This window comes from Nostocoides australiense Ben110, from assembly GCF_001050535.1.
GTDB classification, from domain to species: domain Bacteria; phylum Actinomycetota; class Actinomycetes; order Actinomycetales; family Dermatophilaceae; genus Nostocoides_A; species Nostocoides_A australiense.
This window is the reverse complement of sequence record NZ_HG764815.1, coordinates 771879-782935: the sequence shown is the minus strand read 5'-3', so window position 1 is coordinate 782935 and position 11057 is coordinate 771879. Positions and strand designations below refer to the sequence as shown.

12 protein-coding genes and 1 pseudogene are annotated in these 11057 nt (G+C 68.2%); 5 read left to right on the top strand and 8 right to left on the bottom strand.

The features are described 5' to 3' along the window. From BN11_RS23385 to BN11_RS03690, 4 genes and pseudogenes are all read right to left on the bottom strand, one after another. Window positions 1–281 (bottom strand): annotated as a pseudogene (locus BN11_RS23385) (tocopherol cyclase family protein); the annotation flags it as partial. Continuing rightward, the gene (locus BN11_RS03700) at window positions 278–919 is read right to left on the bottom strand and encodes a TrmH family RNA methyltransferase (protein ID WP_048700726.1); all 642 of its coding nucleotides are present in this window, start codon (window positions 917–919) and stop codon (window positions 278–280) included. The pseudogene BN11_RS23385 and the gene BN11_RS03700, both read right to left, overlap by 4 nt. Window positions 920–948: 29 nt before the next feature. Then, window positions 949–1341, bottom strand: coding sequence for a DUF2237 family protein (locus BN11_RS03695; protein WP_201329207.1), 393 nt, complete (start codon window positions 1339–1341; stop codon window positions 949–951). Between the two features lie 135 nt (window positions 1342–1476). After that, on the bottom strand, window positions 1477–2163 hold the full coding sequence (locus BN11_RS03690) for a phosphodiesterase (RefSeq protein WP_157043960.1): 687 nt from the start codon (window positions 2161–2163) through the stop codon (window positions 1477–1479). A 66-nt stretch (window positions 2164–2229) separates the two neighbouring features. Here BN11_RS03690 and uvrB point away from each other — a divergent pair, with 66 nt between their 5' ends. Together uvrB and BN11_RS03680 are read left to right on the top strand one after the other, a co-directional pair. Then, complete coding sequence (uvrB, locus tag BN11_RS03685; protein WP_048694639.1) at window positions 2230–4338, top strand: excinuclease ABC subunit UvrB; 2109 nt, start codon at window positions 2230–2232, stop codon at window positions 4336–4338. 38 nt (window positions 4339–4376) lie between these two features. Continuing rightward, window positions 4377–4718: an MmcQ/YjbR family DNA-binding protein gene (locus tag BN11_RS03680; protein ID WP_048694635.1), complete on the top strand. Its 342-nt coding sequence runs from the start codon at window positions 4377–4379 to the stop codon at window positions 4716–4718. A 187-nt stretch (window positions 4719–4905) separates the two neighbouring features. On the opposite strand, the gene BN11_RS03675 is transcribed toward BN11_RS03680, so the two are convergent. Continuing rightward, complete coding sequence (locus BN11_RS03675; RefSeq protein ID WP_083433501.1) at window positions 4906–6672, bottom strand: cell wall-binding repeat-containing protein; 1767 nt, start codon at window positions 6670–6672, stop codon at window positions 4906–4908. Between the two features lie 428 nt (window positions 6673–7100). Between BN11_RS03675 and BN11_RS03670 the strand changes: the two genes are divergently transcribed. Then, a complete protein-coding gene (locus BN11_RS03670; protein ID WP_048700722.1) occupies window positions 7101–8081 on the top strand; it encodes a TerC family protein in 981 nt (326 codons plus the stop codon). 52 nt (window positions 8082–8133) lie between these two features. Here BN11_RS03670 and BN11_RS03665 read toward each other — a convergent pair whose 3' ends face one another. After that, window positions 8134–9009: an EamA family transporter gene (locus tag BN11_RS03665; protein ID WP_235435346.1), complete on the bottom strand. Its 876-nt coding sequence runs from the start codon at window positions 9007–9009 to the stop codon at window positions 8134–8136. Between the two features lie 125 nt (window positions 9010–9134). Between BN11_RS03665 and BN11_RS26320 the strand changes: the two genes are divergently transcribed. Next, complete coding sequence (locus BN11_RS26320) at window positions 9135–9404, top strand: type II toxin-antitoxin system Phd/YefM family antitoxin (RefSeq protein ID WP_083433500.1); 270 nt, start codon at window positions 9135–9137, stop codon at window positions 9402–9404. Next, window positions 9311–9568 carry a Txe/YoeB family addiction module toxin gene (locus BN11_RS03660; protein WP_048694625.1) on the top strand — a complete coding sequence of 86 codons (258 nt, stop codon included), beginning with the start codon at window positions 9311–9313 and terminating at the stop codon, window positions 9566–9568. Before BN11_RS26320 ends, BN11_RS03660 begins: the two co-directional genes overlap by 94 nt. 25 nt (window positions 9569–9593) lie before the next feature. Here the strand turns inward: BN11_RS03660 and BN11_RS03655 are convergent, their stop codons facing one another. Continuing rightward, the gene (locus BN11_RS03655) at window positions 9594–10271 is read right to left on the bottom strand and encodes an MBL fold metallo-hydrolase (RefSeq protein ID WP_048694621.1); all 678 of its coding nucleotides are present in this window, start codon (window positions 10269–10271) and stop codon (window positions 9594–9596) included. Beyond that, window positions 10268–10855, bottom strand: a complete 588-nt coding sequence (locus BN11_RS03650) for a maleylpyruvate isomerase N-terminal domain-containing protein (RefSeq protein ID WP_048694618.1) — start codon at window positions 10853–10855, stop codon at window positions 10268–10270. The genes BN11_RS03655 and BN11_RS03650 overlap by 4 nt, the downstream gene beginning before the upstream one ends. Window positions 10856–11057: the final 202 nt, after the last annotated feature.

The window sequence follows — 11057 nt, the reverse complement described above, 5'->3', positions numbered from 1 at the left end:
GCGGCCCCGAGGCGGTGCGGATCGGCATACCCCTGCTCGTGCGCGAGCGTGGAGATCGCGCCTCCGGGCGACAGTGCGATGCCGAGCGTGGACCACGGCGCCGAGCCGTCGTGGGGGCGGTTGATGCCGGCGAGCACGATCGCGGCGCGGCCGGATGCGCGTTCGCTGATCCGCCAGAAGTAGCCCTCCATCGCCAGCCCGTGCGCGCTGAGCGGGTCCCCGAAGGGCAGGTCGGCGCCGCTGGCCCGGTATGCCGCGTGGAGCCTCCTGAGGGCCGTCACCCGCGCCACGCCTCGGAGAAGTCGGCGTGCTCGCGCACCCAGGCATGCATCGCGACCGCGGCGGCGACCGAGGCGTTGATGGATCGGGTGGATCCGAATTGGGCGATGGAAAATGTTGCGGCGCAGGCATTTCGGGCCTGCTCCGAGAGGCCGGGGCCTTCTTGGCCGAAGAGGAAGCACACGCGTCGGGGCAGGGGTGTATCTTCGAGGTGGAGGGAGCCGGGCAGGTTGTCGACGCCCCACAGTCGCACGTCCCGCTCGTGCAGGTAGCCGGCGAGTTCGGTGGCGTCGGCGTGATAGCGCAGGTGTTGGTAGCGGTCGGTGACCATGGCGCCGCGGCGGTTCCAGCGGCGGTTGCCGACGATGTGCACCTCCTTGGCGAGGAAGGCGTTGGCGGTGCGGACGATGGTGCCGATGTTGAAGTCGTGCTGCCAGTTCTCGATCGCGACGTGGAAGTCGTGCCGGCGGCTGTCGAGGTCGGCGACGATCGCCGCCATCGACCAGTAGCGGTACTTGTCGACGACATTGCGCCGGTCACCCTCACGCAGCAGTGTCTCGTCATAGACCTCCGCGCCCGGCCCGTTCGGCCACTCGCCCACCCACGGCCCCAGGCCGACCTCTTGGGGGCCGTGGGGCATGGGGTCGTAAGGGGCGCGCTGCTCCTGCGTCACTGGAGCGCCGAGAGATCGTCGGGTGCGTCCGCGGCATACGGCAGCAGCACCTCGAGGGGGATGACTTCGAGCGTCGCCTCGTGGGTGGCGGCCAGGCTGACCGGCGCGGCGGCGCCGTCCTGGTGGGCGTGCAACCAGCGCAGGGCCACGACGCACCAGGTGTCGCCGGGCTGCAGGCCGGGGAAGCGGTATGCCGGGATGGGCGTGATGAGGTCGTTGCCGGTGCGCTGTTGGTGGTCGAGGAACTCCGGCGTCATGACCGCACAGATCGTGTGCCGGCCGAAGTCCTCGGGCGAGGTCCAGCACGCCCCGTTGCGGAAGAACCCGGTCATCGGGTCGGTGCCGCACTCGGCGAGGGGGCCGCCGAGCACATTGCGAGCCGTCGTCACGCTGGGCAGATTACCTGCCGGGCGTCCTCGCGGAGTCGAGCGGCCGCGGCGCAGCACGGACGTCGAGCCACATGGCGCCGGCGACGAGCGCGAGGCCACGTGCGAGCCACGCCTTGGACGGCAGGTCGCACGGGGTTATCCCAGCGGTGCGGGATCCTTCGGGTTTGGGCGCAGCAGGCGGGCGAGCCGGTATGCCGGTGTCCGCAGCGTCGTGACCAACGGATAGCTGCCTGCCCCGGGAGTGGGGTGGGCGACGGCGTCGAAGCGGATCCGCTCGTCGTGGTCGCTCCAGGCGACCCCGAGCCGCCCGATCGGCTGCCACCCGCCCCGGCCCAGGGCGGCATACAGCTGATGCTCCGCAGGCGGGAGAAGTCCCTCCCCGTGGCCCTCAGGTTCGGCGCGCAGCAGCAGCGGGCCGGCGGGGGAGTCCACCGGGAGGAGGGTGGTCAGCGTGCCGAAGGTGCCGGGCTCGCGGGTCTGCAGCACGAAGCGGTCCAGCCCTCCGGCGCCCGTGGAGGCCAAGAGCCAGTCGACGAGCGCCCCCTCGGCCTCGAAGCGCACGGCCAGCCCGTGGATGTCGGCGCGCTGCGGACCGACGCCGATCGCCCACGAGAAGCGAGCGGTCACCTCATACGATCCGGGGGTGTCGAGGACGGGCACTCGGAGCGCGGCCGCGCCCGAGATGTCCAGCACTCCCCGTCCGACGACGCCCTTCGGGTGGAGGGGTTTGCGATCGCGCAGCAGCGCGAGTGCCGAGGTGGCCCCGGCAATCGCCACGCCGGGGACCAGACCGAGAAGTCGTTCCACAGGTGAGGGCAGCACCGGGCGAGCATAGGCCGATCCCCGCTCGGGAACAGCGTTGTCGGTGGGGGCGTTTACGGTTGAATCATGCGTCCGGTCACTGAACTGAAGCGGCGGGTGGCCCCCTTCGAGGTCGTCTCCGAATTCGAGCCGAGCGGCGATCAGCCGCAGGCCATCGGCGACCTCGCCACGCGGGTCAAGGCGGGGGAGCAGAACGTCGTCCTCATGGGCGCCACCGGCACCGGCAAGTCGGCGACGACGGCCTGGCTCATCGAGCAGGTGCAACGGCCCACGCTGGTGATGGCGCCCAACAAGACCTTGGCCGCCCAGTTGGCCAACGAGTTCCGAGAGCTGTTGCCGCACAACGCCGTCGAATACTTCGTCTCCTATTACGACTACTACCAGCCCGAGGCCTACGTCCCGCAGACCGACACCTATATCGAGAAGGACTCCTCGATCAACGACGAGGTCGAGCGGCTGCGGCACAGCGCCACCAACTCGCTGCTGACCCGCCGCGACGTCGTCGTCGTGGCGTCGGTGTCGTGCATCTACGGCCTGGGCACGCCGCAGGAGTATGTCGACCGGATGGTGCCGCTCAAGGTCGGCGACGTCATCGAGCGCGACCAGCTCCTGCTGAAGTTCGTGCAGATGCAGTACACACGCAACGACCTGGCCTTCACGCGCGGGACCTTCCGGGTGCGCGGGGACACGGTGGAGATCATCCCGGTCTACGAGGAGCTCGCGATCCGGATCGAGTTCTTCGGGGACGAGATCGAGCGGATCTACACCTTGCATCCGTTGACCGGAGAGGTGGTGCGCGAGGAGGAGGAGATGTACGTCTTCCCCGCCACCCACTATGTCGCCGGCCCGGAGCGGATGGAGCGGGCGATCTCCGGCATCGAGAAGGAACTGGAGCACCAGCTCGCGACCTTCGAGAAGCAGGGCAAGCTGTTGGAGGCCCAGCGGCTGCGGATGCGCACCACCTACGACATCGAGATGATGCGCCAGATCGGCTCGTGCAGCGGCATCGAGAACTACTCGATGCATATCGACGGCCGCTCGCCCGGGTCGGCGCCGAACTGCCTGCTCGACTACTTCCCCGACGACTTCCTTCTCGTCATCGACGAGTCGCACCAGACGGTCCCGCAGATCGGCGCCATGTACGAAGGCGACATGTCCCGCAAGCGCACCCTCGTCGAGCACGGTTTCCGGTTGCCCAGCGCCATGGACAACCGGCCGCTGATGTGGGAGGAGTTCCTCGACCGGATCGGCCAGACCGTCTATCTCTCGGCGACCCCGGGCAACTATGAGCTGGCGAAGGCCGACGGCGTCGTGGAGCAGGTCATTCGCCCCACCGGACTCGTCGATCCCGAGGTCATCCTGAAACCGACGCGCGGGCAGATCGACGACCTGCTCGACCAGATCAATCAGCGGGCGGCCCGCAACGAGCGGGTGCTGGTCACGACACTGACCAAGAAGATGGCCGAGGACCTGACTGATTACTTGCTCGAGAAGGGCGTGCGGGTGCGTTATCTGCACTCCGACATCGACACGCTGCGCCGGGTGGAGTTGCTCCGAGAACTGCGGTTGGGCGAGTTCGACGTGCTCGTCGGCATCAACCTTCTCCGCGAGGGTCTTGACCTGCCCGAGGTGTCGCTCGTCTCGATCCTCGACGCCGACAAGGAAGGCTTCCTGCGCTCGGCCCGCTCGCTGATCCAGACCATCGGCCGCGCGGCGCGCAATGTGTCCGGTCAGGTGCACATGTATGCCGATCAGCTCACCCCGTCGATGCAGGAGGCGATCGAGGAGACCAACCGCCGCCGCGAGAAGCAGGTGGCCTACAACCTCGAGCACGGGATCGACCCGCAGCCACTGCGCAAGAAGATCGCCGACATCACGGACATGCTCGGCCGCGAGGACGCCGACACCGACACCCTGCTCGGATCCGGGCGCACCCAGTCGCGCGGCACCCGCGGCGCCGGCCGCGGTGGCCGCGGGGCGATGATGGCCGACACCGGTCAGGTCGCGACGATCAAGGGCCTGCCCGCCTCGGATCTCGCCAACCTCATCCAGGAACTCACCGAGCAGATGCACCAGGCGGCCGCGGAGTTGAAGTTCGAGGTGGCCGCTCGGTTGCGGGACGAGGTCAAGGACCTGAAGAAGGAGTTGCGCCAGATGTCCGAGGCTACCCGCTGACGCTCGCCCGACGCGCGTCCCTCTGCCACACTCGCCCCATGACGCCCGAAGAGGTTCGTGACCACGCCTTGGGCAAACCCGGGGCACACCCCGACGAGCCATGGGAGGGCGACCACGTCGCCAAGGTCGTCGAGAAGATCTTCGTCTTCGGTCTCGGAGGCGACTCGGTCGGGGTCAAGTGCGGAGCCAACCGGGCCGAGGCGGATGAGTGGCTGCACCAGTACCCCGACGATGCGACGGTCATGGCCTACACCGGGCGCAACGGGTGGAACACTCTGCGGATCGGTGGGGCGATCCCTGACGGGGAGATCCTGGAGGCGATCGACACCTCATACGATCTGATTGTCAGCAAGCTGCCGAAGTCCAAGCGCCCCAGCTGATCCGGCATCAGCGTCGCGACGTGAAGCGCAGGGAGTAGCCGTCCGGGTCAACGACCCGGAAGTCGGTGAGCCCCCAGGGCCGCTCAACGAGATCCTCATCGAGCACGAGTCCGGCGGCGCCGGTCGGCCATGCTCAACGTCCTCGCCGTGGTCGTCGAGCTCGGCATCGAGGCACACCTATGCCCGATCAGTGATCCCACATGTCCGAGATCGTCGTCAACGTCATCCCCCGGGACCGCAAGGTGGGCACGATCGTCTTGAGCGCCTCGCCGGTGTGATAGCCGCCGAGGTGCGACAGGACGATGGTTCCGGTCTCGGGGGTCGGGTCGAGGACGGCGTCGATGATGTCCTGGGTCGTGGTCGCGGGATCCCAGTCGATCGTGTCGCGACTCCACATCATCGTCTTCGGATAGCCGACGCCTGCGACGACAGACTGAACGTGGCTGTCATACACACCGAACGGTGGACGCCAGTAGGGCCGGATCGGCATGCCAGACAGGCGCTTGAGCACCGATTCGGCGTCGCTGAGTTCGGACCGGATGAAGCTGTCGGTCATCGACCGCTGACACGGAGCTGACGTGGGCGACCCGCCGCCGCCGTTGACGAGATCGCAGTGGTGCACCGTGTGATTGCCGACCTCGAACAGCTCCGGGTGCGCGGCGATGAGACCGAGGATCTCCCGGCCTTCGCTCGTGTCGGCCATGATCGAGGTCGGGAAGAACGTGGTGCAGACCTGGTTGTCGATCAGGTAGCGGACGATGTCCGCGCCGCCGTCGAGCCGCCCGCCCATGTCGAGGGTGTATGCGATCTGCTGCACGGTCATCCCGTAGATCTTCTTGACCGCCTCGACGTCGGTGTTCACCGGTGGTTTGCCGGCCCAGCACACCCCGAGTTCCTTCTGGACCAGCCGCGGCACATTGATGGGCACCGACGCCGGACCGCCGAGGATGTATGCCGTGTCCGGTGACAACCGGGTGAGCTCGTCGCTCGTGCCGCTCGGTAGGGTGTCTCGCCGCGAGAGCAGGATCGGCCCGCGCGTCCTTGTCGCCTGTGCGCTGCCGGCCAACGCTTCGGGGTAGTTGGCGCCGGTGGCGATCATCATGGCGGGCCGGTCGGTGCCGAAGATCCGCTTGGATATGGCCAGTGCGGTGTCGTAACGGTCATCGCCCCAAAGACGTTCGACGGGAGCGATATCGGCGAGGTCTGCGGCGACGCCCGCGTCGACGGATGCCGTGCCACCGAGCAGGAAGATCCGCTTGGGTGCCAGCCGCCGCAGTTCGGTCGCGATCGCGGCCGGCACCCGGTCGGGCTCGGTGAGGAGCATGGGTGAGCCCTGCACCGCGGCGGCGGCGCCGCCGGTCAAGGCGTCCGGCCAGACCCGGCCGGAGGCGACGTATGCCGTCTCGACCGTCCCCGTGAAAACCTCGGCACTCGCCTTGGCGGCCACCGCGAAGCGGTCCGCCCCGTCGAGGCGTTCGGCCCCTTCGTCGGTCCAGGCGCTCAGGTCGACCATGACCTCGTCGCTGATGGTGGCCCTACCGCCCAGGACCAGGATCTGGCTCGGTCGCAGCCGGTCGAGTTCCTGCGCCGTCGCCTTAGGCACGCTGTACTTCGTGACGAACAGGACCGGAGCACCGAGCTTGGCCGCCACCGGGCCGGCGGCGACGCCGTCGCTCCACAGCTCGCCACTGGCGATGACCACCCAGTGTGACGTGCCGGGCTGGAACTCACGGCTGATCGCGGCCGCCGCGGCATACCGATCGGCTCCGGCGAGCCGCTCGATGCGGAAGGACAAGCTGCGCGCGCCGGCCTGCGACGAGACGCTGACCCCCGGCGCCAGCGCCGGCGCCATCGGAGCCACCGGAGCCACGGCCGAGGAACCACCACACCCGAGCAGCGCAAGCGCCGCACTGAGCACGCAGGCCGACAGGACTGACATACGGAACCGGCGCATGGCGCCCTCCTTCACTCGGACTTCCACAGTGTTCACGCCTGGACCGACAACCCGGTTGACCGGGGGAGCAAGATGGGTGGCCCCCGAGCCGACGCTTGCGGCCCAACTCGATGCGGGACGCTAGACTCTGCGAACGCGAAGGGTGGGCCTCCGAGCGGACGCTTGCGGCCTAATTCAATGCGGACGCTAGACTCTGCGAACGCGTAGGGTGGGCCCCGTGAGCGGGCGGCGGAGTCTGCTCGCCGGAGGCGCTAGACTCTGCGAACGCGAAGGGGAGTATCCCGACACGTCCGCCTCGTCATCACGGTCCCACCGGACCCGGGGCGGCGGTCCACTCGTGGGCGGGAGAGACCTTCGGACTGAATCACGTCATGTCCGAAAGGGGCCCTGCTTTGACCACGATGCTTGCTGCGGCGAATGAGACGCAACTGAACTTACCGACCTGGGCGTGGTGGCTCACGATCGGGATTGCGATCGCCGTGTTGGCGTTCGACGTCCTGTGGATCATGCGCAATCCGCACCGCCCGTCGACCAAGGAACTCGTCGTCGCCCTCAGTATCTACATCGGTGCGGCCGTGGCCTTCGGGATCGCCCTGCTCGTCACCAAAGGTGGCAAACTGTCGGGCGAGTTCTTCGCCGGCTGGCTGACCGAGTACAGCCTCAGCGTCGACAACCTCTTCATCTTCCTGCTGATCATGGCGAACTTCGCTGTGCCGGAACGACTTCAGCAGTTCGCTCTGATGATCGGCATCGTCATCGCGATCATCCTCCGTGGCCTGTTCATCTGGGCCGGCGCGGCGGCGATCAACAACTTCTCCTGGGTGTTCTACATCTTCGGTGCTTTCCTGATCTACACCGCGTGGAAACTGGCGAGCGGCGGCGAATCGGATGATGACGAATACGAAGAGAACAAGTTCATGAAGTTCGTCGAGAAGCGCATTCCCTCGACGAAGGAGTACCACGACACGAAGCTGTTCTCCCGGGTCAACGCCCGCCGGGTCGCCACGCCCATGCTGTTCGTCATCCTCGCGCTCGGCACGACTGACCTGCTCTTCGCGCTCGACTCCATCCCCGCGATCTACGGCCTGACCAAGGAGCCCTATATCGTCCTGGTGGCCAACCTGTTCGCGCTGATGGGTCTGCGCCAGCTGTACTTCCTGCTCGGTGGCCTGCTCCAGAAACTCGTCTACCTGAGCATCGGCCTGGCCGTCCTGCTCGCCTTCATCGGTGTCAAGCTGCTGCTGCACGCCCTCCACGAGAACGAGCTGCCGTTCATCAACGGCGGCGAGCACGTCAGCGTGCCCGAGATCCCGATCGCCGTCTCGCTCGGCGCGATCGTGGTCATCCTCGGCGTCACCACCATCGCCAGCCTCTGGAAGTCGAAGCGGGACGCGCGCCTGGAGGCCTGAAGGCAGGCGGGCTAGAAGCCGGTATGCGGTGCGGCCGGGGCCGCGCGTCCACTCAGGTGGCCGCGGCCTCGGCCGGATCCTTTTCGGTGCCTCCGCCGCCCATGATCAGGATGCTCGCGCCCACGACGAGCGCCATGCCCAGCAACTGCCAGACGTGCAGCCGTTGGCCAAGCACGAGCAACCCCGCCAGCGCCGCGCACGCCGGCTCCAGGCTGAGCAGGATCCCGAAGACCGCGGCGCTCATGCGGCGCAACGCGATCAGCTCGAGCGAATACGGCAGGAGCGAGGAGAGCACGGCGATGCCGAGCCCCTTCGCGAGCAGCGGCGCGCTCCAGTCGCCGACGGTGGCCAGCCCGAAGGGCGCGACGAAGCAGGTCGCGATGAGCATCGCGATCGCGAGCCCGTCGAGCTTGGGGAAGGCGGCCCCGGTCCTCCCGCTGAGGATGATGTATGCCGCCCAGCACGCCCCCGCGGTCAGCGCCAGCAGGATCCCGGCCCAGCTGAGCTGATCCAAGGGCACGTGCAGGGCCTCGGATATCAGGACCACCCCGACCGCGGCGCCGGCGACCGCCACATAGTCCGAGGGGCGGCGCGAGAGGACTGCGCTCAGCAGCAGCGGCCCGATGAACTCGATCGTCACCGCCACCCCGATCGGCAGATGCGCCAGCGAGCCGTAGAAGGCGAAGTTCATCAGCCCGAGCGCGAGCCCGAACAGGATCACCGTGCGCCAGGCTGCCGCGCTATACCCCCGCAACCGGGGCCGCACCACCGCGCAGAGGATGACGCTCGCGAAGAGCAGCCGCATGGTGACCGACCCGGCCGCCCCGATGTGCGGGATCAAGGTCGCCGCAAGCGCCCCGCCGAATTGCACTGAGACGATGCCCGCGAGCACCAATAACGGCGCGGGGACACGGTCGGCGGCAGTCACCCGAGCAGGGTAGGCGTTCGCCAGTCCCGGTGGTGGTCAGGTGAGGTAGCGACGTCATAGCGTCGCTCCCTCGCACACGACCAAGGCCATTGCTCGACTGAGCACCCCGCCTTGAGGAGGTCGTCATCACCCGTGCCGGGCACGACCCCGTCGTCATCGTCTCCCTTGCCGACTACGAGTCGCTTCGGGGGACGGCTTATCTCATGCGGTCACCCGCCAACGCCCGGCGCTTGCTCGATGCCATGGAGCGCCTCGAAGCTGGGCAGGGCCACCCCCACGACCTCATCGAGACCGACCGAACGTGTTGCTGGTCTGGGACGAGAACGCCTGGGAAGGCTACCGCTGGTGGCAGCGGCAGGACCGTCAGGTCCGCAAGCGCATCAACCTCCTGCTGACCGACATCACCCGCAACGGCAACGAGGGAATCGGCAAGCCGGAGGCGCTCAAACACGACTTCGCCGGCTACTGGTCACGCCGCATCACGGACGAGCATCGGCTGGTCTACAAGATCGACGGTGACCAGGTGCGCATCGCCGCATGCAGGTACCACTACGGGTAGCCACGGTCGTCGGCCGTGCTATGGGTCACCAGCCGCGGGCGCGCCACTCCTCGAGGTGCGGGCGTTCGGCACCGATGGTCGAGTCGTTGCCGTGGCCGGGATAGAACCACGTGTCGTCGGGATAGACATCGAAGATGCGCTCGGTGACATCGGCATACAGCGACTCGAACGACTGGCCGGGCAGCTTGGTGTTGCCCACGCCGCCGGGGAAGAGCGAGTCCCCGGTGAAGAGGTGGGTGATGCCGCCGGGGTCGGCATACGCGAGCGCCACGCCGCCGGGGGTATGCCCGCGCAGGTGGATCACGTCGAGCGTCACCTCACCCACGGTGATCGTGTCGCCCTGCCTCAGGCGCACGCCGGGCGCCACCGGGAGCGCGTCGGCGTCCTCCTCGCCGGCGTAGGTCGTGGCTGCTGTGACTCGGGCGACGTCCTCGAGGGCGCGCACGTGGTCCCAGTGCTGGTGCGTGGTGACGAGGTGCGATGCCGCGCCGGTGCCCTCCGCGATGAACGACATGATCCGATCGGCGTCGTCGGCCGCGTCGATCAACAGCTGCTCGCCCGTGGCCCGGCAGGTGATCAGATAGACGTTGTTGTGCATGGGGGAGACGGACATCTTCCGTATGGTGGCCCGGTCCAGCTCGCGCACATCGCTCGGTCCGCCCGGGTCCACGACGCCCGTGTAGTCGGTCGATCCTGGAGTCATCGTGGGTCCATCCCGCGGGCGAGCCGGGTCAACGCGGTGCCGAGAGCGGCCGGATCGCTCGTGTCGACCATGCCGATCTCCTGTTCCCAGAGGCGTCGCAGCAACGCCGGCTCGACGTCCGCGAAACCGAAGCCGGCATCGAGATCGACGTGGTGATAGATCAACTCGCGCAACCGCATACCCGGCAGGTTGCCCGCCTGGAAGGTGGGCCCACCCGGCACCCGCTCGACCTCGCGTGCGGGGTCGGCAGCGGCCAGCCGAGGCAGTGCCGCGACCAGCGCCGCGCCCTGGTCGCGCGCGAACGCACGCAACTCATCCGGCGGCAACTGGGCCGACCGGTCGATGTCGGCGTCCCGGTCGGCAACGCTGGCGTACATCGTCTCGCCACTGTCGTCACACGCGGCCCGGACCAGCCGCAGCAGGCCTTCGGCGTTGTGCCCGAGGTGAGCGATGATGTGGGCTCGTGTCCAGCCGGTGCACAGGCTCGGCTGGGTCAGGTCCAGGTCGGCGGCGGCGTCGTCCACGGCGGCGGTATGCCGCGCCACAGCGGCCAGCACGGTATCGATCGGCGAAGTCTCGTTCACGTGCCGACCCTAGCGAGCGCAGGCGGGCCGGGCCAGGCTCAGCCCGCCTTGCGGGCCCGGCGCGCCGCAGCAGATGCGGCCTTCGACACCTCGACCTTGGGCGGCACGACCCTCTTGGCCGCGACCTTCTTGGCCGGGGCGCGCTGTGCCGTTGCCTTCTGTGCCGTTGCCTTCTGTGCCGTAGCCTTGGTTGCCGTAGCCT

Excerpts from the sequence above, each read along its gene's own strand:
- BN11_RS03655 (WP_048694621.1), bottom strand. The coding sequence starts at position 10,271 with ATGACTCCAGGATCGACCGACTACACGGGCGTCGTGGACCCGGGCGGA.
- uvrB (WP_048694639.1), top strand. The coding sequence starts at position 2,230 with ATGCGTCCGGTCACTGAACTGAAGCGGCGGGTGGCCCCCTTCGAGGTC.
- BN11_RS03700 (WP_048700726.1), bottom strand. The coding sequence starts at position 919 with ATGCCCCACGGCCCCCAAGAGGTCGGCCTGGGGCCGTGGGTGGGCGAG.
- BN11_RS03675 (WP_083433501.1), bottom strand. The coding sequence starts at position 6,672 with ATGCGCCGGTTCCGTATGTCAGTCCTGTCGGCCTGCGTGCTCAGTGCG.
- BN11_RS03680 (WP_048694635.1), top strand. The coding sequence starts at position 4,377 with ATGACGCCCGAAGAGGTTCGTGACCACGCCTTGGGCAAACCCGGGGCA.